General features: G+C 60.5%; 43 protein-coding genes. 18 read left to right on the top strand and 25 right to left on the bottom strand.

What is annotated here, in order from left to right; translation table 11 throughout:
- Window positions 1–51 precede the first annotated feature (51 nt).
- From Q8Q08_12970 to Q8Q08_12885, 18 genes are all read left to right on the top strand, one after another.
- On the top strand, window positions 52–246 hold the full coding sequence (locus tag Q8Q08_12970) for a hypothetical protein (protein MDP2654926.1): 195 nt from the start codon (window positions 52–54) through the stop codon (window positions 244–246).
- 24 nt (window positions 247–270) lie between these two features.
- Complete coding sequence (locus Q8Q08_12965; GenBank protein ID MDP2654925.1) at window positions 271–489, top strand: hypothetical protein; 219 nt, start codon at window positions 271–273, stop codon at window positions 487–489.
- Window positions 490–518: 29 nt separating this feature from the next.
- On the top strand, window positions 519–641 hold the full coding sequence (locus Q8Q08_12960) for a hypothetical protein (protein MDP2654924.1): 123 nt from the start codon (window positions 519–521) through the stop codon (window positions 639–641).
- A gap of 186 nt (window positions 642–827) precedes the next feature.
- Window positions 828–1,142, top strand: coding sequence for a DUF2958 domain-containing protein (locus tag Q8Q08_12955; GenBank protein MDP2654923.1), 315 nt, complete (start codon window positions 828–830; stop codon window positions 1,140–1,142).
- A gap of 1 nt (window position 1,143) precedes the next feature.
- Complete coding sequence (locus tag Q8Q08_12950; GenBank protein ID MDP2654922.1) at window positions 1,144–1,788, top strand: hypothetical protein; 645 nt, start codon at window positions 1,144–1,146, stop codon at window positions 1,786–1,788.
- A 78-nt stretch (window positions 1,789–1,866) separates the two neighbouring features.
- The gene (locus Q8Q08_12945; GenBank protein MDP2654921.1) at window positions 1,867–2,118 is read left to right on the top strand and encodes a hypothetical protein; all 252 of its coding nucleotides are present in this window, start codon (window positions 1,867–1,869) and stop codon (window positions 2,116–2,118) included.
- Window position 2,119: 1 nt separating this feature from the next.
- Entirely contained in the window at window positions 2,120–2,389 is a 270-nt protein-coding gene (locus Q8Q08_12940) for a hypothetical protein (protein MDP2654920.1), read from the top strand.
- Window positions 2,390–2,450: 61 nt separating this feature from the next.
- The gene (locus Q8Q08_12935) at window positions 2,451–3,434 is read left to right on the top strand and encodes an ERF family protein (protein MDP2654919.1); all 984 of its coding nucleotides are present in this window, start codon (window positions 2,451–2,453) and stop codon (window positions 3,432–3,434) included.
- A gap of 1 nt (window position 3,435) precedes the next feature.
- Complete coding sequence (locus tag Q8Q08_12930; GenBank protein ID MDP2654918.1) at window positions 3,436–3,609, top strand: hypothetical protein; 174 nt, start codon at window positions 3,436–3,438, stop codon at window positions 3,607–3,609.
- Window positions 3,610–3,613: 4 nt separating this feature from the next.
- Window positions 3,614–3,916, top strand: a complete 303-nt coding sequence (locus Q8Q08_12925) for a hypothetical protein (protein MDP2654917.1) — start codon at window positions 3,614–3,616, stop codon at window positions 3,914–3,916.
- Window positions 3,913–4,485: a hypothetical protein gene (locus tag Q8Q08_12920; GenBank protein MDP2654916.1), complete on the top strand. Its 573-nt coding sequence runs from the start codon at window positions 3,913–3,915 to the stop codon at window positions 4,483–4,485. The genes Q8Q08_12925 and Q8Q08_12920 overlap by 4 nt, the downstream gene beginning before the upstream one ends.
- 1 nt (window position 4,486) lies before the next feature.
- Window positions 4,487–4,681 (top strand): hypothetical protein, encoded by a 195-nt coding sequence (locus Q8Q08_12915; protein MDP2654915.1) that lies wholly within the window; start codon window positions 4,487–4,489, stop codon window positions 4,679–4,681.
- Between the two features lie 160 nt (window positions 4,682–4,841).
- Window positions 4,842–5,063 carry a hypothetical protein gene (locus Q8Q08_12910; protein MDP2654914.1) on the top strand — a complete coding sequence of 74 codons (222 nt, stop codon included), beginning with the start codon at window positions 4,842–4,844 and terminating at the stop codon, window positions 5,061–5,063.
- Window positions 5,060–5,407, top strand: coding sequence for a hypothetical protein (locus tag Q8Q08_12905; protein ID MDP2654913.1), 348 nt, complete (start codon window positions 5,060–5,062; stop codon window positions 5,405–5,407). The genes Q8Q08_12910 and Q8Q08_12905 overlap by 4 nt, the downstream gene beginning before the upstream one ends.
- A gap of 4 nt (window positions 5,408–5,411) precedes the next feature.
- Window positions 5,412–5,867 carry a hypothetical protein gene (locus tag Q8Q08_12900; GenBank protein MDP2654912.1) on the top strand — a complete coding sequence of 152 codons (456 nt, stop codon included), beginning with the start codon at window positions 5,412–5,414 and terminating at the stop codon, window positions 5,865–5,867.
- Window positions 5,864–6,187: a hypothetical protein gene (locus Q8Q08_12895; GenBank protein MDP2654911.1), complete on the top strand. Its 324-nt coding sequence runs from the start codon at window positions 5,864–5,866 to the stop codon at window positions 6,185–6,187. Before Q8Q08_12900 ends, Q8Q08_12895 begins: the two co-directional genes overlap by 4 nt.
- Window positions 6,171–6,590, top strand: a complete 420-nt coding sequence (locus Q8Q08_12890; protein MDP2654910.1) for a hypothetical protein — start codon at window positions 6,171–6,173, stop codon at window positions 6,588–6,590. Before Q8Q08_12895 ends, Q8Q08_12890 begins: the two co-directional genes overlap by 17 nt.
- Before the next feature lie 159 nt (window positions 6,591–6,749).
- Complete coding sequence (locus Q8Q08_12885; protein MDP2654909.1) at window positions 6,750–7,397, top strand: prohibitin family protein; 648 nt, start codon at window positions 6,750–6,752, stop codon at window positions 7,395–7,397.
- Window positions 7,398–7,565: 168 nt separating this feature from the next.
- On the opposite strand, the gene Q8Q08_12880 is transcribed toward Q8Q08_12885, so the two are convergent.
- The 25 genes from Q8Q08_12880 to Q8Q08_12760 all read right to left on the bottom strand — a co-directional run.
- On the bottom strand, window positions 7,566–7,814 hold the full coding sequence (locus Q8Q08_12880; GenBank protein ID MDP2654908.1) for a hypothetical protein: 249 nt from the start codon (window positions 7,812–7,814) through the stop codon (window positions 7,566–7,568).
- 18 nt (window positions 7,815–7,832) lie between these two features.
- Entirely contained in the window at window positions 7,833–8,870 is a 1,038-nt protein-coding gene (locus Q8Q08_12875; GenBank protein MDP2654907.1) for a hypothetical protein, read from the bottom strand.
- Between the two features lies 1 nt (window position 8,871).
- Window positions 8,872–9,075: a hypothetical protein gene (locus tag Q8Q08_12870; GenBank protein ID MDP2654906.1), complete on the bottom strand. Its 204-nt coding sequence runs from the start codon at window positions 9,073–9,075 to the stop codon at window positions 8,872–8,874.
- Between the two features lie 12 nt (window positions 9,076–9,087).
- The gene (locus Q8Q08_12865) at window positions 9,088–9,642 is read right to left on the bottom strand and encodes a hypothetical protein (protein MDP2654905.1); all 555 of its coding nucleotides are present in this window, start codon (window positions 9,640–9,642) and stop codon (window positions 9,088–9,090) included.
- A 271-nt stretch (window positions 9,643–9,913) separates the two neighbouring features.
- The gene (locus Q8Q08_12860) at window positions 9,914–10,204 is read right to left on the bottom strand and encodes a hypothetical protein (GenBank protein ID MDP2654904.1); all 291 of its coding nucleotides are present in this window, start codon (window positions 10,202–10,204) and stop codon (window positions 9,914–9,916) included.
- 5 nt (window positions 10,205–10,209) lie between these two features.
- Window positions 10,210–10,773 (bottom strand): hypothetical protein, encoded by a 564-nt coding sequence (locus tag Q8Q08_12855; protein ID MDP2654903.1) that lies wholly within the window; start codon window positions 10,771–10,773, stop codon window positions 10,210–10,212.
- 11 nt (window positions 10,774–10,784) lie between these two features.
- Window positions 10,785–12,779, bottom strand: coding sequence for a hypothetical protein (locus Q8Q08_12850; GenBank protein MDP2654902.1), 1,995 nt, complete (start codon window positions 12,777–12,779; stop codon window positions 10,785–10,787).
- Between the two features lies 1 nt (window position 12,780).
- On the bottom strand, window positions 12,781–15,081 hold the full coding sequence (locus Q8Q08_12845; protein MDP2654901.1) for a phage tail tape measure protein: 2,301 nt from the start codon (window positions 15,079–15,081) through the stop codon (window positions 12,781–12,783).
- Window positions 15,082–15,083: 2 nt separating this feature from the next.
- Window positions 15,084–15,233: a hypothetical protein gene (locus Q8Q08_12840; protein MDP2654900.1), complete on the bottom strand. Its 150-nt coding sequence runs from the start codon at window positions 15,231–15,233 to the stop codon at window positions 15,084–15,086.
- Between the two features lie 17 nt (window positions 15,234–15,250).
- Entirely contained in the window at window positions 15,251–15,589 is a 339-nt protein-coding gene (locus Q8Q08_12835; protein MDP2654899.1) for a hypothetical protein, read from the bottom strand.
- An 11-nt stretch (window positions 15,590–15,600) separates the two neighbouring features.
- A complete protein-coding gene (locus Q8Q08_12830) occupies window positions 15,601–16,602 on the bottom strand; it encodes a phage tail tube protein (protein MDP2654898.1) in 1,002 nt (333 codons plus the stop codon).
- 9 nt (window positions 16,603–16,611) lie between these two features.
- Window positions 16,612–17,037 (bottom strand): hypothetical protein, encoded by a 426-nt coding sequence (locus Q8Q08_12825; protein ID MDP2654897.1) that lies wholly within the window; start codon window positions 17,035–17,037, stop codon window positions 16,612–16,614.
- Window positions 17,038–17,042: 5 nt separating this feature from the next.
- Window positions 17,043–17,312, bottom strand: coding sequence for a hypothetical protein (locus Q8Q08_12820; GenBank protein ID MDP2654896.1), 270 nt, complete (start codon window positions 17,310–17,312; stop codon window positions 17,043–17,045).
- Window positions 17,313–17,419: 107 nt separating this feature from the next.
- Complete coding sequence (locus Q8Q08_12815) at window positions 17,420–17,737, bottom strand: hypothetical protein (protein MDP2654895.1); 318 nt, start codon at window positions 17,735–17,737, stop codon at window positions 17,420–17,422.
- Window positions 17,734–18,369, bottom strand: a complete 636-nt coding sequence (locus Q8Q08_12810; protein ID MDP2654894.1) for a hypothetical protein — start codon at window positions 18,367–18,369, stop codon at window positions 17,734–17,736. The genes Q8Q08_12815 and Q8Q08_12810 overlap by 4 nt, the downstream gene beginning before the upstream one ends.
- Window positions 18,366–18,524, bottom strand: coding sequence for a hypothetical protein (locus tag Q8Q08_12805; GenBank protein MDP2654893.1), 159 nt, complete (start codon window positions 18,522–18,524; stop codon window positions 18,366–18,368). Before Q8Q08_12805 ends, Q8Q08_12810 begins: the two co-directional genes overlap by 4 nt.
- A 78-nt stretch (window positions 18,525–18,602) precedes the next feature.
- Entirely contained in the window at window positions 18,603–19,964 is a 1,362-nt protein-coding gene (locus tag Q8Q08_12800) for a phage major capsid protein (protein ID MDP2654892.1), read from the bottom strand.
- Entirely contained in the window at window positions 19,961–20,788 is an 828-nt protein-coding gene (locus Q8Q08_12795) for a hypothetical protein (GenBank protein ID MDP2654891.1), read from the bottom strand. Before Q8Q08_12795 ends, Q8Q08_12800 begins: the two co-directional genes overlap by 4 nt.
- A 132-nt stretch (window positions 20,789–20,920) precedes the next feature.
- Complete coding sequence (locus tag Q8Q08_12790; GenBank protein MDP2654890.1) at window positions 20,921–21,445, bottom strand: hypothetical protein; 525 nt, start codon at window positions 21,443–21,445, stop codon at window positions 20,921–20,923.
- Window position 21,446: 1 nt separating this feature from the next.
- The gene (locus Q8Q08_12785; protein MDP2654889.1) at window positions 21,447–21,740 is read right to left on the bottom strand and encodes a hypothetical protein; all 294 of its coding nucleotides are present in this window, start codon (window positions 21,738–21,740) and stop codon (window positions 21,447–21,449) included.
- An 11-nt stretch (window positions 21,741–21,751) separates the two neighbouring features.
- A complete protein-coding gene (locus Q8Q08_12780) occupies window positions 21,752–23,695 on the bottom strand; it encodes a phage portal protein (GenBank protein ID MDP2654888.1) in 1,944 nt (647 codons plus the stop codon).
- Window positions 23,696–23,795: 100 nt separating this feature from the next.
- Window positions 23,796–23,990, bottom strand: coding sequence for a hypothetical protein (locus tag Q8Q08_12775; GenBank protein MDP2654887.1), 195 nt, complete (start codon window positions 23,988–23,990; stop codon window positions 23,796–23,798).
- A gap of 3 nt (window positions 23,991–23,993) precedes the next feature.
- Window positions 23,994–25,208 (bottom strand): hypothetical protein, encoded by a 1,215-nt coding sequence (locus Q8Q08_12770; GenBank protein MDP2654886.1) that lies wholly within the window; start codon window positions 25,206–25,208, stop codon window positions 23,994–23,996.
- Window positions 25,162–25,737, bottom strand: a complete 576-nt coding sequence (locus Q8Q08_12765) for a hypothetical protein (protein ID MDP2654885.1) — start codon at window positions 25,735–25,737, stop codon at window positions 25,162–25,164. Before Q8Q08_12765 ends, Q8Q08_12770 begins: the two co-directional genes overlap by 47 nt.
- A gap of 80 nt (window positions 25,738–25,817) precedes the next feature.
- The coding region (locus Q8Q08_12760; protein MDP2654884.1) for a hypothetical protein at window positions 25,818–26,355 on the bottom strand (538 nt) is incomplete at its 5' end.

Below are 26,355 nucleotides of genomic sequence, written 5' to 3'. Positions count from 1 at the left end.
CCAAAACGCAGATCGGCCTGGGCCAATCCTTGCTCACTAAAAGTCTGAAATATGAAGAACGACGATACCAAGGTAATCAACGCCATTGCCCAGCTCTCCCGCGCCATCGACGAGCTTGAGGACATCGCCTTCGGCGAGTATCCCCGCGACGTCATGGATAAGCTCATCAAGTCCTTCCAGGGGATGCGGGATATCCGTAGCGACCTCAAGCTCGCGAAGGAAGTCATTGACCTGCACCGCGCCTAAGCCGCAAAAGAAAGTCTGAAATATATGCCATCGTTCCTGCTTCGTGATCAAAACCGCGTCGAGCTTGCGACCTTCCAGGATGAGATGGAAGCGCGCATTGCCATGGAGGACCAGTCCATGAAGGACAAGGGCGCGAAGACGCGCCGCAACCTGTATCTCATCCGCATCGAGGCCGGCATCGGCATCGAGATCGCGCGCCGCATTATTTCGAACCGCTACGGCGGGCCGCGTCGGGACGAATAAGTCCCGCGCGGTTTTTGTTTTTCTACCGTATGAAGCAAATCACCTGGAAGGACGAGGAGCGCCGGCGCGCGGTCGGGCGCGTCCGCTCCGCCGCCCTGTTCGCGTTCCTCATCGCGCTCGCCCTGTTCACCGGTCTAAATCCTACGCCGTAACTATGCGCAAACTCACAGCCGGACAAAAGAAACATCTGACAGCCTGGTACGCCGAGACGGCGTGTTCTGCTGGGACGACCTATCTCCCGCTCAACGCGAGTGCCTGGAGGCAATCAACAATACGGAAATCCTCTGGCAGGAGGTGAACCGCTTCCTCGCCGACCTTCATTTTTCAACGCGATAAATATGCAGTTGATGACCAAGGAGCTGGAAAAGAAGTTCGCTGACGTTGGTCGGCAGGAAGGCAACGCGGATCCGCTCATCGTGGCCAAGTTCTTCGACCCGACGGGGAGCTGGACCTGGTACGCCACAGAATACGAACCGGAGACGCGGACGTTCTTCGGCCTCGTGGACGGGTTCGAGCAGGAGTGGGGATATTTTTTGCTCGACGAGCTTGAGGAATGCAAGGGACATCTCGGCCTCGGCATCGAGCGCGATCTGCACTGCGGTTACAAAACGCTGAGCGAATGGCGCGCGACCGGCCGTCTGAAGAACCGCTGATATGCAGGATATGCAGGACGAGCGGAAGAAAATCCTGGAGGAGTTCGGCGGCATGGTCGAGGAGCAATGCTCCTCCGCCTACGACACCGGTTACGCCGCCGGCTTCGCGGCGGGCGAGGCTGTGAAACAGGGCAACATCCGCATCCACGTCCGCATCGTGACGCGCAACCCCGCTCACACCACGCTTTCCGTATGGGTGAACGGCGGGCTGGTCACGAACCCTGGCGCCATCACGCTACGGAGCGAGGAAGTCGAACCGTTCCTGGCGCGCCTCGCCCCTAATTCAATCGAGAACGAATATGAAATCGTATTAAATCGTCCGATTTTATTTCGACGGCCGGACGGCGCGGGTTCAAAAAACGGGAATGGACCTCCGGGCCGCGCAGAAGCACTGCTCCGACCCCGCGACTTCCAGCTCAACACATCCGAAGGGTCGCAACGGATGCTCCACGGAATGGTTCGACGGATATACCGAAGAATAACCCTATGCCACGCTACCAAGTCCGCGTCCTGCTCCCTTGGGACTACGAGCTGTACGCCGAGAACGAGGACGACGCCTACCGCGAGGCGAAGCGCCGCGCCTCCGAGGATATGGAGGATTGCGACCCTGCCGATCCGTCATCCTTCCGTGAAGGAAACATTATAAAAGTAACCCAATAGCCCTATGTCCGAAGCCCTGACGCAGTACGAGTTCGTGTGCAACGCCATCGAGGAGCTGGAGCGCGTGAAGGAAAGTCTCAAGCCGCAGGTCTGTGCGGCGGTCGAGGCGTCCGGCATGAAGAAGCTCCCCGGCAAGCGCGGCGCGTTCATCGTGACGAAGACGGCGAAGTGGTCGTACTCGCCCGTCATCGTGGACCTGGAAAAGGACCTGGCCACGAAGCGCAAGCACGAGCGCGATACCGGCGCGGCGGTCGCGGAGGAAACTTCCGGCTTCCGGTACGTCCCGAACAAGGTCGAGGAACCGCCCAGCGCCTAGTATGCCCAGCAAATCCCTGCACGAGCCGCCGACGAGCAAACAGGTCAATTATCTGGCCATGCGGATGCGCGTCTGCGACGATTACCTGCCGGAGGCGTGGCGGCACGAGGGTCCGCACGAGGAGGCGGATTACCGGCTCGCCAACTTCGAGACGTGGTGCGAGCGGAACCTGACCATCGGCTCGGCCAGCTTCATCATCGCCGCCTTCAAAGTGGACGACGACGAGGGCGGATTGGAGGCCCTGCGCGCCGCCGGATGCCCGATCGCCTAGGCCATTGCCGCACCCCGCAAGGTGGCATATAATGGAGCGTATAATCCCCTAACGGTTCCCTATGAAAAGTCAGAAAGCCCCCGTTACTAAATCAGAAATCATGGAAGCGCCGGCGCGCCTCGCCCCGCTCCCCATCGAGGCCTTCATCGGCCAGGCCATCGAGAAGGGTCTGCCCGTCGAGACTATTGAGAAGTTCCTTGCTATGCGCCGCGAGCTTCGCGCCGAGGCCGGCAAGGAGGCCTACGACGCCGCGATGTCCCGCCTCCAGGGGGAGATGCCGACCATCCGCAAGACGAAGGTCGTCAAGGACAAGTTCGGCAAGGCCCGCTACAGCTACGCGCCCATCGACGCCATCATCGACCAGACAAAGGCGCTCATCAGTCGGCAAGGTTTTTCCTACGCCGTCACGACGGAGCAATCCGAGGTCGCCGGCGAGGTGAAGGCCATCTGCACGGTCAAGCACGAGCTGGGCCACAGCGAGCAGTCCACCTTCCGCGTCCCGATCGACAAGGAGGCGTTCATGTCCGGCCCGCAGAAGGTCGGCGCCGCGCTCACCTTCGCCAAACGCTATGCCTTCTGCAACGCCTTCGGCATCATCACCGGCGACGAGGATACGGACGCCAACGAGCCGGAGAGCGCGCCGAAGCCCCCAGAACGGCCCAAGCCCCCCGTAGCGCCGAAAAAGCCCTTGGGCGCCTCCACAGCGCCCCAGGCGAAGCCCCAGGAACCGCCGAAGATGACCGTGGCACAGCAAAAGGCCGTCAACGCCCTCATCGTGGAGGCCGGCGCGGAACCGAAGACGGTCGAGGAATGGTGCAAAAAGACCTTCGGCGTCCAGCTGGCGGAGCTGACGGCGGCCCAGGCCGGCAAGGTCATCGACCAGATGGGCAAGCAGATCACGGAAAAGAAGGCGCGGGAAACGGCGGCGGTCATGCCTCAGGCCGAGGATACGGCGGAAGCGGTCGCGGAGGCGTTCGGCGGCACGGTCCTGCCGGACGACCCGAACCCCGCGAAGCCGTGGGAGCAGGGCCGGTACGCGCGGTAGTATGGCGACGGAAGGAAACCGCCGTTGCGCGTGCGGGGCGCACAAGGAGGCCGGCCACCCGATCTGTCCGCGCTGTTACCGCGACGAGCTGGCCTCCGAAGGGCGGCTGTGCGCGTGCGGCGGCACGAAGAACGCGGAGTATATAAAATGTAAATCCTGCGCCGAGAGCGCATAGAATTATGGAAGAACCGAAGTTCATCACGGCCGACTTTTTCCAGGCCGTCGAGCATATTGCCGCAACGCTTGAAGGAGAAGAAGCGGCAAGGGTGGAAAAACTGCGTCCCTTGTTTTCAATGCTGGCGATGCACCTGCTCACGAAGGTCGAAAGCGACGAGGGCGAATATCCCGTCGGCGCGGTCTATGACGCCGCGTTCAGGCTGGCGATGGACAAGAACGCCCCGGAGGGAAGCGAGAGCGTCGTCGCCTCGTTCTTGTGCGGCCTTAAGTTGGCACACATGAAGCGCACTGAAAAATCCGTATGATGAAATACCAGCTGATGCTCCGCGCCATGCGGGAGGGGGCGGGCGAACGCACACCTGACGAAGAAGCGACAAAGGAACACCTGCTCGGCCTCCTGGATTTGTACGCCGCCCCATGGATCGGCAAACAGAATGACCCGCCGCCGGTGCTCATCCTGAACAATCGGAATGGTACGCAACATCCGCTGGTCATCTTCAACGGCTGGGACACGACGGAGGAACGCGAACAGACGCTGGAGCGCCTCGGCCGGCAAGCCGCCGCGAACGGGGAACAGCCGCTGTTGGCGACGCTGGCAACAATCGCCTATATGGTCAAGGTCAAAAAGAACGCGGACGTGGAAGGAATTGTGCCGTCAGAGCATCCCGATCGCTGCGAGGTGCTGATGCTGGCCAGCGTCTCCCTAGACGGGTGCGAGGCGTTCCTGCAGGTTCCGGTCAAGCCGGACGCGGAGGGCTGGAACATCGACCGCGCGCGCATGCAGGTCGTCACAGACTTCGAAGACGGCGGCGCGAACATGATGGCCGCGTTCTGGTACGGCTTCATCCGCGCATCGGCGGGCGCGAAGGACTGATATGAACATCTTCTCCTTCTTCAAAAAGAACCGCGCGGCCGCAGGAAAATATCTCGGCTATGCGCTGACCTGCCAACGCGCCCTCATCCTTCCCGCTACGCCGGAGGAATGGAACCGTTGGCGCATGAAGGAGAGGGCGGCGGCGCGGGAGATGGAAGAAAATTACGCGAACGACATCTTAAAAATCCGCCTATGAAAGACGACAATCTCTGCGCGTGTGGAGGCCACAAGAAGCCGCAGTTTCAAAACTGCTATGACTGCCACCGATCGGCGATGGAGAAGCTGGGCCGCGTCTGTCCGCGCTGTTCCGGCTGGAAGCACGAGGAGTTCCCGACCTGTAAGAAATGCAAGCCCGTATGACTATCAAGCTGTTGCTCCTGCCGGTCTACATCCGGTTGCGGTACGCGCCCGTCGTAGTGTTCCTCGTCGGTTATTTCGCCGGCATCCTGCTTGCAGTGTTACACGGTTGGTGGGACTTGCTCCCGTTCGCCCTGTGTCTGTGGGTCGGCGCTTTCACTTCGGACATCAAGCGCGCCATCGACGAGTTCGAACCGGAATTGGAGGTGACATTCAAATGAAAAATTACCGCATGAAAGTTTACAACAGGTCGGGCGCCCCCATCAGCACGGAGGTATTCGCGCGGCGGATGGAGGACAAGGACTACAAAATCGTGAAGCAGGAACGCCTGTGGAACGGACTGCGCGTCAGCACCGTCTGGCTAGGCATTGACCACGGATACGGTCACGGCCGACCGCTGATTTTCGAGACAATGGTCTTTCCAGGCAAGAGCTTCAGGGACATGGACATGATGCGCTACGCGACGGAAGCGGAGGCGCTCGCCGGCCACGCGCGGATGCGCCGCCGCTGGATCTGGTGGCCGCGTCCGGTCTGGCGCGCGCTGAACGCCTGGAGGCAACGCTGACCGTATGGCCGACTTCGCAGACACGCTCAAGTCTGGCCAGGTCGCGGAGGATCGGGTGTGCGCGGTACTCCCCACCTACGGCTTTATGAACCCCAGGAAAGTGGGTGGTTATTTCCTGGACTGGGATATAGAGACGGACGGCGGAACGACCTTTGAGGTAAAGAGAGACTACAAAAGCTTGGATACGGGCAATTTCTTCTTCGAGTTCGAGTATGAGGGCCGGCCGTCCGGCATCGCGCGGACACGGGCGGATTATTTCGTCCTCGTGGTTCCACGTATGGCGTATGTCATCCGCACGGAGGAATTGAGGGTGACGCTCCGCGAATGGTGCGTACGGGGGTGGGCGCGGATCGTCGGGCGCGCCGGCAATCGGGGAGCATCGCGCGGCGTCCTTCTCAAATGCGAGCATTTCACGGCGCGGCATTTCCTCGTGAAGGAGTGGCCGCTACCTCCCCTATGAACAAGATGCCAAAGGCGTTGCGCGCGCGGCTGGCGGCGGACCCGTATATGCGCCAATGCGCGCGCGACGGACCGGATTGCGACGGACGCGTGACCTGGGAACATTCCTTGTACGCGCGCGGCCGCCAGCTCCAGGAGGCCTTCGCCATCGTTCCGCTGTGCCATTTCCATCACCTTGGAAAGGGATTGAACAAGGAGCTGAACCGGCACCTGGCTTACCAACGCGCGACGGATGCGGACTTCGACAAATACCCGCGATCGTCGGCGGCGTGGCGCCAGGAGAAAAAATATCTAGAAGGCAAGTATGGAAACGCAACCTGAACCGACGTTCCGCGCCCGCGTAGAGGGCGGCAAGCTCATCCTGTACCAACCGGAAGCGCTCCGCGAGTGGTTGCGCTTCCGCTTCAAGGAGGGCGCGGACGCCAAGGTCATCGTCCGCCGGTACCGGAAGGATCGGAGCAACAATCAAAATAAATACTACTGGGCGGTGCCCGTAAAAATCCTTGCCGACGCGTTCGGCTACTTTCCCGACGAGATGCACGAGGCGCTCAAGTTCAAGTTCCTCCGGCTCACGGACGGCCCTCTGGAACGGACGCGCTCGACCGCCTCCCTTTCGACCGTCGAGAAGGAGGAGTACCTTGCACGGATACGCACCTGGGCGCTCACGGAACACGGTATACGCATCCCGCTACCCAACGAGGTCGATTACGAGTACGAGGGCTAGCGGTTCAACCGACTTATTCTTCACAAGAAATCTATGAAGTTCGCCATTCCTCTAGTCATCGGCGTCGTCCTCCTGGTCGTCGTCGTTATCCTCTCCCCGTTCACGCTTGTGAGCGCGGGACATCGCGGCGTCGTCACGGAGTTCGGAAAGGTTCACGACGTGGTCCTTTCGGAGGGCTTCCATTTTATAAACCCGTTCTGGTCCATCCAGCATTACGATATTCGCACGCAGAAGGTCGAGGCGGATGCGGACGCGGCCAGCAAGGATCTGCAGAGCGTGACCACGAAGGTCGCGGTAAACTTCCGCGTCAGCGAGGACAAGGTGCGCGCCCTCTATCAGGAAACGGAAGGGAAGTACGAAAGGACGCTCATCGCGCCCGCCTTGCAGGAAGCGGTGAAGGCGGCGACCGCCCAATTCACGGCGGAGGAGCTGATTACCAAGCGTACCGAGGTCAAGGACGCGATGCGCGCCGCCCTCGCCGCGCGGGAGGCGATGCGGTTCTTCGTGGTCGAGGACGTGAGTATCGTAAATTTCAGTTTCTCCACCAGCTTCAACGAGGCCATCGAACGGAAGGTGACGGCGGAGCAGGACGCACTCGCCGCAAAGAACAAGCTGGAGCAAATCCAGTACGAGGCCGATCAAAAGGTCGTGACAGCCAAAGCGGAGGCGGAAAGTCTGCGTATCCAATCGGAAGCGCTGGCCAACAACGCCAGCCTCATCGAGCTGGAGGCGGTTCGGAAATGGAACGGCGTCCTGCCCGCGTACATGATGGGAAACACGGTTCCGTTCGTAAACGTCGGGAGGTAATATGGCGGGCGTATTCATCGTCGGTTTCCTTGCCGGCGCGATATTCGGCGTCACCTTCGGCTTCCTTGCCTACCTAACCGCTGTTGAGGAGGAGAAGGAAAAGAAGCGGAAGAAGAAGTAGCGCGCAAAAAAACAGTCTGTTCCAAAACGGAACGGACTGTTTTTTCTTTACCGGCCGAGGCCTGGGACGCGCTTGATGACGACCTCGTAGGTCGCGATGGAGGCCGCGAAGGATCGCGCAACGGCCTCGATGAGGCCTGGCCCGCCGGTCGTATTCTCGATTGCCTGGAGGACGATGGTGAGGACGGCGCAGGCCGCAAACACGATGAGCAATGTAACCTCGGAACCGAACTTCGCCACGAGCTTCTTCGAGATCTGCGTGGCTACCGCCACCGCCGCACCTATCAAGATTTCCATAAGCGTTCAGGTAAATGGTTAGAACCCCTGCTGGTCGCGCGGAAGGTCGAAGTCGAAGATGTGCTTGCCAGTCCTGCGCCAGTGGTAACAATCGTTGATGAGGTCGCCAGGTTGCCACGTCCCCCATTTACGATAAGAGAGATTATATCCGCCGTATACGCCTGCCCGGATGTATAGCTCCCAGAACCGTCCTGCCGCTTCCAGGACGCTCTGGTTCTTGAACCGCTGGAACTCCGCGAGCATCTGCGCCGCGAACTTCAGCTCCGCCTCGTAGTCGCGCGGCTTGCCGTACCGATCGGCGTTCCCCGGAGGAGCTGTCCGCGCCGCGTCCCGCCGTTCCTTCCAGTCGTCCGGGAGCGCGGTGAGGGCGTAGACGGTGTCGAAGGCGTAGTCCGGGGAGAGGAAGTGGTATCCGTCGTAGTCGCTACTTGGGCGGAGACTGTCGAGCTTGCGGAACGCCCCGTCGCCCGCGTAGCCGTCCAGGACGGCCGCATGATCCGTAACGGCCCCCGTGGGACGCTGTGTGCGGTCTTTCCAATACACTCCGCTCGCCGCTACGCCGACCTGCACGGCCCCGTATTTCACGATGGCCTTGCGTACCGCGTCCGGGGAAGGGTCGATGCGGACGTAGCCGGCGGATTTGGTGGCTGGGTCAAAAGGTATGTCCCGCGCCTTCCCCTGGTAGATTTCGAAGCCCGTGAGGTCGTAGAGGGCTTCCGGCATGGGCATCCGGCCGTAGTCGATACAACCGTGCTGGCGCATGACTTCCAGGACGGCACGGAACCAGCTCCCCTTCCGCGTCCCGCCGGAGCGGAAGAACAGGTGCATCTGGCTGAACTCCGGCGTTTCTCCGGTCGTCCGGCGTATCAAGGTTTCCAACAGCTTGCTCCCGCTGAACGCGACGCAGAAGGGCCATGCACCCTGCGGCTCGAACGAGAGCTTGTCCGGTAGGAAGGACGGCGGGATTGTTTCATGTGAAACATTTTCCCCGCCCGCGATTTCGTCCTCCCAGGCATCGCGCGGATCGAACGGATTGGGCAGAAAGCCGGTATTCATATCATCGAGCGGTTATATTCTGCCGTCCCAGGAGCGTGTCGAGCTTCTGGTTGGCATCGACCATCTGGTTGCGGAGTATCGTGACCTCCCGTTGGAGCGTGGCCACTTCCGTCTTGATGCCGCCGACCCAAGCCGCCGCGCCGATAACGACGACGATGAGACTGATAGGGACGAGCGTTTCCTTTGAGATGATGGGCGCGGGCATATACTAATGCGTTTAGAACGGCAAGTCGTCAGGTGAGAACTTGATGAAGAAGATATTGACGTCCGCGCCCGCTTGGATTTCCGTGACGAGGTATCCGGCGAGGTTCACAGGATGGCGGAGGTATTGTCCGCTTTGCTGGGTCGTGGAAAAATTATAGGCCATCGACGCCTCGATTTCCGTCCCGCTGTCCTTTCCGTAACGGTGGAAATCCAGCGAGTTATTCGTATCTTGCTCGATGACGATGTAATTAGCTCCAATCCACATCTGCGTCCTTCCCAAGTTCAAAGGCGCAGTGGAAAGCGTAATCGTATCGACGAAGGTGAGCGTCGTGCCCGTGAAGGTATACCGGCGTATCGTCGTCGAGGCCTTGTCCGAACCGTCCATGATGTAGACGTATCCGGTGGAAGGGTCATAACCCATTCGCGTCGCTCCCGTGCCGATCGCCGTACCGGAAATTGTGCAGAGGGCCTCGTTCGTGCCATCGCTGTCATAGCGATAGACATCCGTTCCGCCAGTTGCGCAGGCGAGGACGTATTCCGTGGCCCCGTCATATAACGAGACGGCCATGTTCGGAGTAATCGTCAAGCTCGAAACGACTGCAGTAGCGTCCCTTCTAGGCGGCATCCCTTCGTGAAGACGCGTCCATTTTCGCCATGAAGTCGTCTCGCCGCCGAGCATGACCTTCCCATCCTGGGTCATTACGAAAGCAGAAGTAAAACTCGGAAATCCAGTAGAGCTAAACAGCATCCCGTACCAGTTCAGCAGGGCCGGAGCGTCTCCTGTCTTGTTCAGTTTCTCTGCGGTTACTTCTTCGCCTTCTGTCCATGAGTATCCCATATCATTCGAACGCCTTGGCGGTTACGGCGCGGACGGACTGCGCCTTGAGCTTGTCCACGACCAAGGACAGCGTCTTGAGGTCGGACTTCGCGCGTTCGAGGACTTCGTTGCTGAACCGGACCTTGGCCGTCACGTCGCCGAGCGCGGATCCGGTCGTGATGGCGAGGACGGATTGGTTGTCCTTGTCCGCTTCGATGGCAAGCGAAGCGACCGCCGCGTTGCCGTAGTCCGCCTTGAGCGTCTTTTCGACGTGGCCTTTGATGCCGTCCAATTCCTTTTGCGTGTAATTCATAGGGTCTAGGTGAAGGTGTGACGGAACTCGACGGTAAGTGTATCCGTCGCTCCGACCGCGATGCCGGACGGAGAATTGAGTAGGACGCGCGAGGCGAGGACGCTCCCGTTGATGAGCAAGCCGTGTTCGTAATAGGTTCCGTTCAGGTCGCCTGCCAGCCAGATGGCCGTATTGAACGCTTGATTACTATTTACCGACTGCGAAGCGATGGTCTTGCTATCCGTCTGCGTCTCCAGCGCGGTATCCCCGTTCGCCGGAGTGGTCGTTCCCGTCCCGATGACCTGCGTATCCACTTCCACGTCGGCGAGCGCGGCGGCTTGACCGGACCATGCCTCCGCGAGCGCGGCGCGGGCGACCGTTGGGACGATGTTCTCCGTGACCCGTTCCCAGACGGCGAACTGGCGGTTGAACTCCGCAATCATCTCGCGGAGCTTCGCGCCGGAGACGTTGCCGATGGAAGCCCTAATCTTAGCCACGAAATCGAAATATTCCCGCGAGCTTCCCTTGGCCAGCGTCTGCACGATATGGTCGCCAGACACCTTGAGATTTTCATTCACGAGCGTATTCATAAGCGTTCTCTTTATGTTATCAGACAACCTGTGTCGCAAAAAGCCGGACGGTTCGGGTCCACGGATAGAGGTCCGGTCGGTGAGTACGACCCTGCGACCCACGTCGGCGAGAAGTTGAGCAATTCCTCCGTTTCCTCGCTCGCCTCGATGTCCTCCGCGACGTTCTCCGGCGCTTCGATTGTGATTTGCTCGGCGACCTGGATTTCCTCCAGCACGTTGTAGGCGGGAAGGGTCAGCGCCTCGTCGCCGACGGGTTCCTTCTTGCGGAGCAGTTGGATGAGGATCTCGATGAGGCCGAGCGTCCGCGCCGAGACGATGCTGACCGCGTAGAGCGGTTCGTCCGGCGTCCGCATGGTCATGTCCAGGCCGTTGATGATGAAGTCCTCGGCCACGTCCCGGACGATCGAGGTGATGTTTATCTTCTGTCCTGCCCGCAAACCGCCCTCGTAGGTCAGGAACCCCCCTTCCTCCAGGGCATCGCGGTGTTGCGTCAGGAGGCCGAGGCCCAGCTCACGCGCGGCGGCGCGGGTCTGGATGGACTTGTCCTCCTTGTGGAACTGGAAGACCCCGTAAGTTGCGATGGAGCCGAGGTCGGCTTCCGAGACGACGATCGGCAGGTATGGCTTGCCCGTGATCTCCACGATGTCGCCATCCGCCGGTGCGGTCTGCCAGCGCAGGAGCTTCTCCTGGAAGTTGAACAGCACGTCGAAGTCGGCAATGTCGTCCACATTGTCGATGCCGAGCGTCTGCGTGACGGGACCGCTTCCGTCGTTCAGCGTCACGGAGACGTCCGAGTAGCGGTATGCGAGCAGGAACATGACGTTGGATCCGTCGGCCTGATTGGAAAGGTCGTCCGTCCGCTCCGTTCCGGCTTCCTCTCCGCCGACGATGAACACTTCATTGTAGATGTTGGAAATGTCCGTACGGATGGACAAGCTCTCCCAGAGGTAATTCGCGCTCGTATCCGTCAGGTCAAACGGAGCGCTCTCGTCCGTGGAAGGGAAGAAGTGCAGGTCGCGTTCCGTGTCGATGTACCAATCCAGGCCGTTGTTCTCGGCCATCTGCACGAACACGTCGAACAGCGGTTCGTAGATGAACCGCCCGTAGTTGATATCGCTATCCAGTCCGGCCACGGCCTGTTGCGTGAACGCTTCGGCGGGAATGAGCCGGAGATCGTCGAAGATGACGGTCAGGCCGCCCGTGGACTTCGCCTCGGCCCGTACCTGGACCGTCTCGATGCTGGCCCATGCGGGCGAACCCGTCTCATCGAAGTCTGCGCGATCTATGACGATTTGTTGCCAACCGTTCTTGAAGCCGGAAGACTTGGTGTATTCGAAATAGTTGGTATAGGTCCCGCCCGTCTCCTCGCCGAACCGAAGACGGAGGTTCAACAGGTGCGCCGCGCCCGTGAGGTGAACCCAGAAGGTGAAGCGAGCATCGGCTCCCACAGCCGCGCCGTTGTCGTACTCCGTGAAGTCGAGCGTGGCCTCGCGGCGCGTCTCGATCACGCCGTTCGCGGAGAGCGTCGAGGAACGCGCCTCGTCCCCGTAGACGATCTCATCCGTCTCGGCCGCCGTCGTTCCCGTCTCGTCTACCCACGTCTCCGCATTGTCGAAGCTCCCAGCGATGCGCCGGATGAGGTTCACATAGTCGTTCATCAGCGTGTTCACGATGAGGAAGCCCGTCTCGCCGGACAGGTCGCGGATGACCAGCCGACGGTCGAGGACGCGCTCGAACCCCGCCGCCTCGATGGAGTAGATGAGCAGGTCCGGCCCCTTCACTTCCTGCGTGGAACGGACGACGACCCCGCCGAATACCGCGTCCCCGTCGTGGTCAACTATCACTTCGTCATCGAGGTCCGGCTTGTAATTGGCATCCGCGCCGTCGAAAAGGAGGCGGAACTCACAGCTGTCCACCTGCGACGAGCGGATCTGGCTGACGGACAAGCTCGGCCAGTCGATATTGGCCGAGCGGTCTACCCCGTTGATTGTGACGGTTACGGCCATACTATGCCATCCGGCGCGTCATCTTGAGCTTCCCGATAATTTGGTTGCCGATCTCGTCCGCGATTGAGCGGAGGTCGAGCTTCGAGGAGATGCTGTTCCCCGTGACATTGACCGTGACGTTCGTACTGCCTCCGATTGAGCCGTTCGGCGTAATCGACCCGCTCGTGGACGGCGTGAAGAACTCCGGGCCATTCTCCCCGACCATGAAGGTACGCCCAGCGGTCACGAAACCGCCCACGGCGCGACGGGCGACCCCAATGAGGCTCCCCATGCCCATGGCCCCCGCCTGGGCCTCTCCAGCGCGACGTGCGGCCGCTTCGAGCGCCTGGTAGCGGGTGATGGTCCGGGCAATCGAGGCGCTCGTCTGGCTTTCTACGGAGTTGAGGACGGCGATTGTGGCATCCGCCGCCTCCTGCTTGAGGGCGATGATCTGCTCCTTCACGAACGTCTCGGCGATAAGCTCGTTGCGGAGCTTCTCGTTCTTGAGGTCGAACTCCTGCTGGATGAGGAGCATGTTCTGCGAGAACACAGAGTGCGCCTTTTCCAAATCGTCGAGGCGGTTGAACTCGCGGATGGCGTTGATCTCCGTCCCGAACAGCGTTTCCCAGTGCTGATGCGCGGCGAGCGTCGCCTGCTTTTCCGCCAGCTCCGCCTTCATCAGGCCGAGCTTCTCCTCGAACTCGTTGCGGAGGATCGCTCGCCGTTCCTTGTCGGATGCGTTGATGATGTTCCGCTGGGCGGTCTGCGTCTCCTGCGCGATCTTCTTTTCAAGCTCCGCCACGCCGTCCTGGAACTTCACATACTTCTCGGCGAGGGACTGGCGTTCGCTCATCTCGCTCTTGACCTTGCCGAGTACCAAGTCTGACATCTGTTCCTTGATGGAACGGATTTTGTCCTCGCTTTCCGTCAGCTTCGTCGAGAGCGTGTCCGCGAGGGAGGCCGCCGCGTCTTCGAGCTTTTCCCACTCCTTCACGCTTTCCGCCGCCGCCTTGCCTCCTGCGGTTGCGGCCTCGCCGGTCGCGGCGAGCTTCTGTTCCGTGTTGGTCAGGATACCCATGAAGTCGGTGAGGCCGAAGGTCGCCTCCTCGATGTGCGGGCCGTACTCGACGAACCGCTGTCCCATGTCGTCGAGCGCGACGGTCGCGAACTCGAGATTGACCTTCAATTCGGGAATGTTCGCGCCGAACTTATTGAGCACCATGATCAACAATTCGAACCCAGGGAACAGGAACAGGAGGGCGCGGATGATGGCATTGACGGCCTTCTCCGTCGTCCTGACGATGCCGTTCCACAGGGCGGGATGCTTGGCATGGACATAGGCCAGGGCGCCGACCAGCGCGCCGATGGCGACCACGGCCCACATGAGCGGGTTTGCGGCCAGGAACGCGAGCGCTACGCCGATGAGCTTGATGGCGACAATGACCTTTCCGGCGACTGTCACGACGGCGGCCATGGCGAACAGGAGCGGCGCGATGGCGGCGACCACGGCCAGGGTGATGACCGTCCACTTGACCAGCCAGGCGGTCAGCTCCTTGTTCTCCTTTATCCACTCCGTAACGACGAGGATGACCTTCTCCAGTTGCTGGGCCAGCTCGACGATGGTCGGCAATAGGGCTTCACCGATAATCTTCTTCATGTCATTGAAAGCGAACGAAAGGGCTTTGACGCTTCCCGCCGCCGTGTTCCGCATCGTCTCATTGAATTCCTTATAGTATTCGTTGAGGACTTTCACGATCTCCGCTGTCTTCTCCGTGGAGGTTCCGTGTTCAATGATTTCCTTAGTCGCCTCCGAGAGACGGAAGTTGCGCTGGGTCAATGCGCCATAGTTGCCCTCCAGAGCGCCTCCCAAGGCATTGGCGAAGCCGATGAGGTCTGAAGTGGTCGCGTTTACTCCCTTCTCCGCTACCACCATGTCAAGGAGGGCTGGCGTGAGTAGCTTGATACTATCCGTCTGCAAACCGAAGGTAGCGATGGTTCCCTGCGCCATAAGGATCATCTCCTCGCTCACGACCCCCACGCGCTCCAATGCGACTGCCTGTTCCCGAAGGGATTGAATTTGCTCAAAGGTCGCCCCCGTGGCGTTGTTAGACAGTTTCGCCATTCGGAGCGTCGCCTGTTCGTACTCAAAATACGCCTGTACCGCGTTCTTCGCGAACAATCCAACCGCAACCCCCGCCGCGCCTGCCGCCGCGCTGATGGGCGCGAAATCACGGGCCAAGCCGTTCAGCTTGCTCCCGGCATTGGTGAGCTTCGACGAGGCATTGTCCACCAGGTCGAGGACGATTTGGACGTTCGTTTGCATAGTCAGTCGCTTCTATTCTTTGAAACCTGCGCTTCCGCCTGATGGATGAGATCGAGAACTTCCGGCATCCACGATGGCTGGGAGAGGTAGGTGTACCAGTCCCAGCCCATCTCTTTGCAGACGATGACGGCCTTGAGCATCGGGTCCACCATCGTCGTCTTGCCTTGCGCTAAGCTGACGCACTGGCGAAAGATGTCGTTTTTTTTTCTTCCGACAGTCCCGCGATGGCCTTGGCCTTTTCAAGGACGGCATCGTAGTCCGCACTACGAAGCGCGAGTACCTTTTCCAGCACGCCTTCCGTGTCGCCGCCAACGGAAGTGACGACGCAGGAAATGAGCGCGTCCTCCTGGAGGTCGATGAGGTTCCCGTTGAACCCCTTGGTCGGCTTGCCGTCTACCCCGAACTCCACGTCCTTGAGCATGGATCGGCTGATGGTCCGGCTGTCCTTTCCGGTGATGAACTCCTTGAAAAGGATTACTACTCCGTCCGAGGTCTTGTGTTCGTTCATAGGTCAATGCGCTAGGCGCTTACGGGTTCGTCGTACTCGGCGGTGAGGTTGCGGATTGTGAGCGTGGACATTTCCGCGTCCGTCGGATTGTAGAACGCCTTGAAGCTGATGGGCGATGTCACGAGGTCAGCGGCTCCGCCTTCGCGGTTCCAGTCCATCACCTGTACCTTGTTCAGGATCAGCGTGATGGTCGGATTGTTGTCGTCCTCGTCGATGCTCGCCGCCCCCGTGATGGTGATGCTCATGTACTTGTTCGTGTCCGCGAGGAACAGGTCCTTGAAGGTGTTGTCGATGTAGTCGAGCGAGAACTGCCCGTCGATTTCGAACTGGCCGTTGTAGATGTCGTCCGGCGAGTAGGATCCGAGGACATGGTTCGGGATGAGGCCCGTCTTCCAGTTTACGCTCAAGCTCTTGACCTTCGTCGCGGTTGCACCGGCGAGGCCGCCTTCCGTGTCGGCGACCTTCACGACGATATCGCGCCCGATGAAGTCGTACTCTGTGTCGTAGGTGACGCTGTCCGCGTTGGTCGCGCCTTCGCGGGCCATGATGCTGGCCTTGAACTTGAGGAAGTCGTTGACAGACGCGTCGAGCGTGAGCGCCGAGAGCATCCCGCCATTGAACCCGCGCTGTTGCACTCCGCCGTCCTTGACCACGAACGTCAAGGAAGGGTGCTGGAGGTTCTGCGCGAGGGAGAACACATGGTCGTAAGCGGGGACGGCTGAACCAGCGACCACCGTCGAAGTAACCGCTCCGTAGATATTGAGGAACAGATACCCGATGGCGTCGGCATGGACGTTGCCTTCCAAGTCCCCTTCGACCCATTTCCGTACGACACGGGCGTTCTCGGCGTCCTCCAGCCGTCCGCGCGTGGACTGGTCAACGATCTTCTCCGCCCGTTCGACGATGTTGGCGGTAATCTTCTTCATCCACTTTTCCGGTGCGCTCTGTACCGTTCCGCGCGTCTCCTCGACGCCTACTCCGACTTCGATTTGCCGTCCGATGATGTTGGGCATAACGATTGGTTAGATATCAGTTGAATAATTGACGATGAGGTCCAGGGAAGCCGTTACGGTCCCGCCCTGCTGAGTAATCTCCTGCGTCCACTCCCCCGTTTCGAGCGACCACCAGACGCGGCCGCTCCCCCCTATTGTACCTTGGTTCCAAGTCTCCGCCAGCTCGTTCCTTACGGCATCAACGAGGTTCGGGAGGAAGGTCTTCCAGACGTTTTCGAGGCCGGCCTGTTGCGTCTCGTAGACGAGGAAGATGCGGAACCGTTCGCCGATCATGTTCTCCGCCGAGGAAAGGAAGCGGTTGTTGAACGCGATGGGGAAGAAGACGGCGAAGGGATAACCGGCGGGCTTCGAGACGGGATACGGATAGACTTTCCCGTCCAGCCCTGCCACGTCCTCCAGCGCGTCCTTGATGTTCGTGATGAGTGTCGTGAGCATAGGCGTCATTTGGTAAGTGAGCGGGCGATGGCGTCGAGCATCTCCTTGGCCGCCTTCTCGACCTTCTTCTCGTTCTTCGTGGCCGCGTAGACCAGCCATGGCCGCTTCTTGTGGACATGCTGGGCGTAATTCGCCGTCGGCTGGATGGTGAACCCCATCTTCGTCATCGTCCGGCGGTGCGTGTCGCGGAGGTTCCCCGTCTTGACCGGTACGCCGCCGCCGCTCATACCGATCCGCCAGGGATTGCGGAGGAGCGTCTGGTTCAGGTAGCTCATCGCCTTCGTGAGGAACTGGGATACCTCGTAGGAGACTTTCTGGGGAGAGTGTCTGAATGCCTGTGCTACCGCGTCTGCGTTCTTGACGCTGATTTTGATAATCATACTCAGGCGCTTACGGGTTCGGTGTCCTCCTCGACCAGCAATTCCAGGTGCGCGTTCGCGCCGGTGTCGTTGGTCTGGATGGCCCGGACGGTGAAGGTCCGGCCGGTGATTTCCAGCGCGTCCCCGATTTCCACGTCCGTGTCCGTGGCGCACCAGATGGCATGGCTGACGACGAGCGCGTTGGCGAGGCGGATTACCTGTTCCTGCGTGACCTGCTGGAGGTGGCCGAGGAACGTCCCCGTCGCGCCCCACGTCCCGATGTTGCTTGCATAGGTCAGGCGCTTGATCGTGAAAGTCGTCGTGTAGAAGCGGGAAATCATAGGGAGATGAGCCGGTACTGCTCGATAATCTTCATGGCCTTGTCCAGCTCGTCCCAGCCGTCGGCATTGTCGTAGCTGACGGAGTAGTTGCCGATGCTCTCGCTCTTGACGTTGCTCCCGCCGCCGCCGCGATTGTAGTTATAGATGCCGGCCGCGAGGATGGTCGCCGCAAGGGAAATCGCCTCCGGCGGATCGGCGCTGTAGCCCCACTTGGCCGTCACGCGGATGTTCTGCACGCCCCGCTGGAAGGTGTCCGAGCGCAGGAGCAGGTGGCTGAAGGGCAACAGACGCGCGGCGGCGTTGGTCGGGAGCTTGTAGTAACCGTTAGCCCCGCCCACGACGATTTCCGTGAAGGTGTCGCCCCATCCGTCCCTGCTGACTTCGAGCTTCGTGACGGCGACACACTCGTCAACGCGCAATTTGTTGCGTCCGTTTCCGTCGAACAGTCGCTCACTCGGTTCGCCGGTATCGTCGTCGCTGGTGACTTCGGGAATGTAGAAGACGCGATCCGTCCGCTTCTCGATGATGTCCACGGCGGCGTTGATGGGGAAGTCCGCCTCACCCGTTACGATGGACTTGTTCAGGAACGCCTCCACCTTCGCTTCGGTTGTGTACGGTCGCAGGACGCTCATAGGATTTCTTTTTCAACGGCGTCGCCGTGCGTTATGGCGGCGGTCTTCACGCCGAACGTCTGCGTCCATCCTCGGAGGAGCAAGTCGTTCGCGTTCAGCGGAGTGTTGGAATAGACCAACGTCCCGTCCCGTTTCTTGTAAGTGTATTTCTTCATAGGCCCGCGCGGGAGGGGAAGGGAGCCGACGCGCCCTTCCCTTTCCCAGCGCCGGACTACGATGTAGCCGGAACCGGACTACGCGCTTTCGGCGGCAGTCTTGAGGACCGTGATGGCGGTCGCTACGACCACCACGAAGCCCACGCGCTCCACTACGCGGAGGGCGGTCATGTCCTGTCGGAACAGGTCGATGTCCGCGTTCGCCGCCGTGTTGCGTACCGTGGCCTGGTCGCTGATAGCGACGCGGAGGCCCTGCTTGTAACCGAGCCAGCACGCCTTCTTGAGATCGCCGAACGCGACGAATGCGGTTTCGGCCGCGCTGTCGGCCTTCGCCGGCATTGCCTCGACGAGCACCACGGGATAGCCCCAGATGGTCGCCGGACCCCCGTCGGACGGAGCCTGGTAGATGTACCGGTTATCGCTGTCCTTGAGCTTGCGCACGAAGGACATGATAGTGCGGTGCATGTAGAACTTGCCGTTCGCGTGCGCGCCCTGCGGCGTCGCATCCACCATGTCGATGAGGTCATCGGCGTCGATGGAGGAGAAGGTCGCGGCGGCCATCTCGACTTCGTTCACGCTGGAGTTGAGCAGGATACCGGTGAAGGAACCGTAGGTGCTGGTTCCGTCTCCCTTGAAGAACGCCTCGTCTTCCTTCTTCGCCATGCCTTCCGCGATGCGGGAGGTGAGGAAGCCCACGAGGTCGATTTCGTCGTCCTCAAGCAATTCGTCGGACATCGGGACGATGACCGCGATCTTCTTGAGCACCAGCTCCACCTGTCCGATCGCGACTTCGCTGGAAGTCTTGGCGGACGTCTCGGTCGTCCAGTACACGGAAACGTCCGTGGCCAGGTTGTTGATGAGGATGGAACCCTTCGTCAACGGTGTGGTGAAGAACTCGCGGCGCGCGACGCCGTACTCCGTCTGGAGATGCGCCACTTCCGCCGCCAGCTCGGTGTCGATGAGGTAGCCGCCGGCCGCGCCGGTAGCTCCGCTCATGTCCTTGAGGATGGCGACGTCGCGGTCAATGAGGGCAGTGACGAAGGTCTTCACGCGCTTGTTCAGCCCGGAGCGATCCTTCTGCACTTCCTTGTTGAACAATCCGGCGCGCTTTTCCATCAGCTCGGACTGCTCCTTCTTCCAGGCGGTCATTTCCGCCTTCATCTCCGCGCGCATGGACTTGGCCGTGGCGGAGAGGAGCTTCTTGAGGTGGGACTTTGCCTCCTCGTCGGCTACCTCATCCACTTCTTCCTCGTCTTCATCCACTTCCTCCTCGCCTTCGGCCGGAGCTTCGGCGGGGAGCGCTTCCGCTTCTTCCACCTTTTCCTCGGCGTCGGCCGGAGCGTCTTCGGACTTGGCGTACTGCTTCAGCTTCGCCTTTTCCGCGTCCGTCGCGTAGCCCTTGGCCATCAGCGCGTAGAACAGTTTCAGGAACTTGTTCATAACTTTTTTCGTTCTTGAATTAGGTTGCGAATAATCTTGTTTGCAATCCGTCGCGTCTCGGCTCGGACGTCGCGCGCCGCGCGGCGTGTATCGACCTTTTCCTTCTCGCCGAGGTCTTTCACCATGCCTTCCATGGCACGGAGGATTACCAGTTTCTTGTTTGCCGGCTTCGCCCGTTTCACCTTGGCCGGCGGTACCGCTTTCGCGGCGCACTCCGCGCAAATCTTGACCGTGAGCGGGCCGAGCTTCGCCACGACCGGCTCTCCTTCCACTTCCGCGTCGCAAGCGGCGCAGGTCCGCGTCTCCGGATCCTCGTCCTCCTCCGGTTCCACTTCCTCCTCGTCCTCCTCCGCACGCGGTTCGAGCGCGTCCACGTCGATGCCCTTGGCCTTGGCGACCGCCATGCTGTTGGCCGGTACGCTGACCACGGACACTTCGAGAAGCTCGCTCTTGAGGATTTCCCCGTTCGGGCCGAACTCCAGGACGATGAAGCCGGCGGAGAAGGCATTGGCGAAGCCGCCGGCGATGAGGTCGAAGATGACCTTGGCCTTCGGGTTCTCCTTTACGGCGAACTCCATCTTGCCCTGGAGCTTGTTGTCCACGACGCCGATATCCAACATACGCGCCACGATTTCGGCGGCGTCGCCGTAGTTGTGGCTGTTCAGCACGACAGGGTTCCGCAGGTAAGCGTCCAGCTCCCAATTTTGCAGGACGACGTCCCCGTGCCGATCCGTGTCCATCGTCGAGAAGACGCCCTCCACGGTGAACGCTTCCTTGTCCACGGTCGTGGGCGCGAGCTTGATTTGTAGGTATTGCTTCGTCATAGCTATTCGTCCGTGAAGTAGATTTCCATCTTGTGTCCAGCGTTCGCTTCCATATGGGAAGCGGCGTTGGCGGAAGTGCTGACATCCTCTGCGCAGGTCTGGCAGAGCCAGTGTTGGGTAATTGCCATAGGATTATGCGATGAGATCTAAGTCGGTGAGGACCGTCCGCAGGGCGTTTATCTTCGCGTTCAGCTCGGACAGGTTCCGCTCCAACGCGGGGATGCTGATGGTGCTTAGGCCGGAGAACGCCTCCAGCGTCCCATCCACGTTCGTGTCGCCGAGCGAGTTGGTCAACGCTCCTGGGTCGGCCTTCGTATCCAGTCCGAGGTTGTCCCGCGCCGTCGCGGCACTGGTAAGGTCGGCAAGGTCTTGGTCGGCCATGAGCGCACCGGCCGCCGCGACGTTCGCCGCGTCTGTCACGTCCGCGAGAGCTTCTATGCCAGCCAGCTTCGTCTGCTCCGCATCCGTGAAAGCGTTGGTATCCGCGTTTGCTTCATAAGCGGTCTTAGTTTCCGCATTGGTCGGGTTGACCTCTGCAAGGGCTTCGATGCCGTCGAGCTTCGTGCGATCGGCATCGGCGAACTCATTGGTATCGGAGTTGCGTTCGTAGGCCGCTTTGATTTGCGCGTCGGTCAGGACGCTTTTATGGTCGGCCATATCAGTCTTGGATTTGCACCTCATGCGCGTAAGCCACTCCGTCACTGCTCACCATCACATCCAACCAGATATCGTCGAGGTTGTCCGTAGCGAGCGCGAGACTTTCTCCGGCGGCGAGCGGGAAGAAATCTCCGCTTGCCTTCTGCGCGGTCGCAGAGCTGTAGCCGACGCAGATGGTCCCCGTGTTCGCCGCGAGCGCCTTGATTACCAGCTCCGAAGGAACCTTGCCGCTTCCCAGCTGTTCGGGAGTGCCTGATACGGTCACGGTCTTTTGTCCGGTCTTGAATGTCTGCATATAGGGTTTGGTTATAGAGTACATCGGCAATTCACCGTTTCTTCCGCTGAGCCGCCAGGATCTCCGGGGAACATGAGGCCGTTGGAGAAGACTTGGTCAATCGGCACTTCCTCGCCGTCCGCCTCGACGTGGCTGTCGCGCGTATCGGCATCCATGACCGCCACCCAAATCTTCGTCGTCATTCCCGCGTCCTTGTAACCGGCGAAGGTCCCTTCCTGGACGGCGACGTGGACTTCCGTGCGGGCGATGGTCTTGGCGCGGGCCTTGCTGATGCCCTTGTAGGTCTTCTCGATGCGGGCGATGAGCTTCTCGCGCGGCTCGCCCTTGTCCAGGGAGATGCGGAACTGGCGCTGTAATTCCTTGAAGGTCGTCTTGTTCATGCTCTCCGCGAAGAACTTGGAACGCTTGGCGAGCGTCGCGCTGGCGGTCGGGCCGAGCTTGAACGGCTTCCCGCTACCGGCGAAAAGCGCGGCGTCCTCTCCGGCCTCTTTGTAGAAGCGCTCGAAGAACGGGAGCAGGGCGGTCTTCGCCAGGTCCACTTCCAGGCTCATGTTGAACGCCTCGTCCACGACGTTCTTCGTCAGCGCCTTCTTCCCGCCAAGGGCGGTGATGAGCCGATCCGATTGCTCGCGGAGGTACTTGTTGAGCGCGCGGTCGAAGATGCGGACGCGGCGCTCGAACTTCTCCACGCTCTGCTTGCGGTAGTAGTCGCGGACGTTCTTGTTGCGGAGCGCGTGCTGGGTGCGTCCCTTCGCTTTCTCGACCGGTTCTTCCGGATCGTCGAAAGTCTCGCCGAGCGGCATCAAGCCAAACGGCTGGAGAATGACGTCGCCCTCCGGCACCGGTTCGTAGCCCATCAGCTCGCGGACCTCGTTGATTTTCAAATAGCTGTTCTTGAGGCCGCTCTCCGCCTCCTTGAGCTTCAGCTCCACGTCCTCCGGCGTCGGGTCAATGAACTCCAGGTTCATCGGTTCCGGCACGAGGAACTCGTTGAGTTTCTGCACCAGGTTGTCGAGCAACGGCTTGATAGTCTCGCTCAGGAACATCCGCTTGGCCGCCTCGTAGCCGTTACCGCCGAGTGCGCCCACGTCCTGGGCGAACAGAGCGAGCGGGATGCCATAAAGGGCGAGGATGTCGTCGCGCGTCATCTTCCGGCTCTCGATAAAGGAAAGCTCCGTCGGGCTGAGGCCGAGGTTCTGGTAATCCGTATCGCCGTACAGCACGAGCGGAAGGCCGGAATGTTCCGCGCCGCTCATTTCCTCCGACCATTGCTCACGGATTTCCTTGATTTGCTCGCGGGCAAGGTATTCCGTCTTGAACTTGAGGATGCCCTCGACCTTGCCGCCGTTCTGCAGGACGGATCGGTGGTACTCGCTCAGCGCCGCCTCGGTGTCCACGGTCTTGCCGCCGGCCATCAGCGGGGAATGGCCCTCGAAGCCCTTGAGCGGGGACGGATAGAAGCTGGCGATTACGTCCGAAGCGGCCATGGTCACTTCCTTCGCCTCCAGGCCGACCTTGTACTTGTATCCCACGACCGTCCCGTCTTCCGCGAGCTGGACCGTCACGCGGTCAGGGCGGAGAAGGTACATTTCGGACGGGATTTCCTTTTCGCCGGTGCGGATGAGGTAGATGAACGTCGCGCCGACCAGATCCTTATAGGTCTGATACAGCTCGAAGAACTCGTTCTTGGTCTGGTGCGGGTTCGGCTTGTACAGGAGGTCGAGGACGGGATGCTTCAGGACTTCCTGCTCGCCCGCGCCCTTGAGGACGAAGTTGATTTGGCCGACCTTCTCGGCGCGCTTCTTGACGGCGACATAGACGTACAGGCTGTCCTCGTACGCCTTCAGGTGGGCGGTCTTGCCGACGACGCCCAAACGGGCGGCCATGCGGGTGAACTGGACGCCGTAGTAGGCCTTGCGCTGGAGGTTCTTGAACAGGTCTTTGATTTTTCCCATAGATAGAAAGACGGATGCCGATAAAGATGGCATCCGTCGGTACTTCCGCACGGAGATTGCTTATTTAGATTGTACATTCTGTCCCGCGTACGGCGCAAGGTCAGGCGTCGTTGTGGATGCTCACGCTCTTTTCCTCGATGGCCTTGATGGTCATCACGCTCCCGTTCTTCACGGTAAGGCGCAATTCGATGGTCGAGAAGGGCGCGTTCTCAATCAGTCCTTGGATGTAGGAATACCAGAGGCGCTGGTTGTTCCGAACGGGATCGCGTAGCTCGATTTCGTTGATTTTTTTCATAGGTCAACGGGCTATTATGCCCACGGAGGGCGGTTCGTAGAAAGTCAGGGAAAATGCGTCGGCGTGGTCCGGCGAGCGCCCGTGTCGCTTCTTGAGCTGGTCCTTCGGCTCCAGGATGACGCGCTTGTCCGTGTCGGAATTGTATTTCACCCAGGTGAGCTGGCGCCATTCGGGATGCGGGACGAGCCGGCCACCGGCCTCGCACCACTGCTTCGCTTTCCAGAACAGCTCCGCGCGGAGGTTGGCGTAGCGCTCTTTCCGGTGCGCCGGCGCGCCCACGCTCACGCCCCACACGGGCAGTCCCTTCTCGCGGAGGCGGTCCCGGACGCCGCATCCTACGCCGATGTCGTCAATGGCGACGTCCTGCGGGCTGATGCCGTACTCCTCGATGAAGCGCATGACCTGGGCCACATTCACCATCGTGTCCGGCGAACCGTGTTCCAGCAGGATCTTCGCCCAATTCCCGCGCCGGAGGCAGAACACACTCTGGTCCCCGCCGGCGGCGACGTCCACGCCGAGCTTGAGCGGCGGGAACGGTTCGGACGGCTGGCCCGGAACCGCTTCGGGCGGGACGGGCATCGCCATGATTTCCTGTACCAGGTCCTTGGTGAGGACAAGCTGTCGATAACCGTCCTTATCCACTTCGTCCTCGCGCGGGAAGCGGCACTCGTAGAAGACGTCGAAAAACGCCTCCTTCCGCATCTCCTCGATATAGTCCTCCGTGTAGCGCCCTTCCGCCAGCGCGATGCGGTAATCGGCAAAGAACTTGTTGTAGCGCGGGTCTTCCCATGTCCGCTTGAAATGGTTGTTGTGAAACGGATTGCCGATCTCGAACAGAAAGTTGTCCTTGTACCCGCCGAGCATACGCTTCACGGTCGCGTAGAGGTTGTCGTCGATCAGCGAGCTTTCGTCGAGGATGACGTTCTGGGAACCGTGGCCCATCGCGGCTTCCAGGTTGCGCTTGCCGTTCTTCGCGTCGAGCGTGAGGGTCTGGATGCTTCCGCCGCGCTTGAAGGTGAGCTTGGTCCGGCTCCGTTCGCGCCGGAGGCGGTCAAGCGGCGTGTCAATCTCCAGCTGGGACAGGAACATCTTGTCGTCGAAGGCGTGGTCGATGACGTAGCCCATGGAAATCTGCGCCTTCTTCTCGCTGGGCGCGGTGATGGTCCAATGCTCAGGCCGAGGCGTCACTCTCAGCAAGGTCGCCAAGGCGACGGTCATGCTCTTGCCAAACTGCGTCGGTAATATCGCTTGGTTCCGAGGGTGGGACCGCGTCAAAATCGTCAGGAAAATCTTCTGCTGGGTCGGGGAGAGCGCGATCCTCGGACTGTCCGGCCCGTTCTCCCGGAACAGCTGGCTCAATTTGTGCAGGTTTTCCGGTTGCATAGGCGATGATGTCTAGCGCGTCCTCCGTGCTTTCCTGCGGCGGGGAAAGCTCCGTCCGGGAAGCGAACTCGTTCTTCATCTTGCGCTCCAGGTACCACTGGCTCCGGTTGATGTCGCCCTTGCTGATTGCCTGGACGACGTTGTGGCGCGCCCATATGGTCGGAAGCTGTTTTAGCCGTTCGCGCTCCTCGCGGAACTCCGGATACTTTTTCATGTAGTAGTACAGGGCGCGCGGAGAAATGCCCGCGTAGGCGGTGGCCTCCTCGTCCGTACAGCCGACGCGAAACGCCTCGCGGAGTAGGTTGACCGTCTCGCGTGTGACCTTCAGCGGGCGGCCCCGTCCGCAGGTACAGCGGGTCTTCACCTTTCCGCATCCGTCGCAGATCGGTGGGCGGCCCCGTCCGGACCATTCCTTGGGTTTCGGTTCTGGTCCATCCATAGGGTTCAGCGCTTACGCCGTTTCAGCTCGCGGACGGTTTTCACGCGCCGTATGCGCGCGATCTCCTCATTGACCGGCTGGCATTGCCACAGCTTGCGAAGGGAGTAGTACACAATGGAGTAGCGCATCACGTCCGGCGTGAGCCGGCGGATGGGCTTGACCCCGTGGAGGATGTCCTGCCCGTCGAACATGAGGAGCGAATTGTGCTTCAACTCGAAGCCGATCCCGTACTCCGGACAGGACAGGTGTCCGCCCTCGATGTCCCGCTTGAAGACGAGCATGTTGCTGTACACGCCCTTGAAGTTGCCACTGTCGAAATGGTACTTGAGCGGGTTGTTCTTGTTCACGATGCCGCTGGTGAACGGCGTACCTTCGATGCGCCATTCCTTCAGGATTTTGGCGGCGACCGCGCTTTCATGGGCGGCATATAGCTCCGGCAGGGCCGCGCGGTATTCCTGCGCCACGCGCCGGCCGTATTCGAGGACAAGCTCCGTTTCGCGCGGATGCTCGCGGTTCATACTCGCAGAATTGCAGTAATCCTGG

The sequence above is a fragment of the Candidatus Omnitrophota bacterium genome (assembly GCA_030688425.1).
Taxonomy (GTDB): domain Bacteria; phylum Omnitrophota; class Gorgyraeia; order Zapsychrales; family JANLHA01; genus JAUYIB01.
This window is presented reverse-complemented; position numbering and strand designations above follow the sequence as displayed.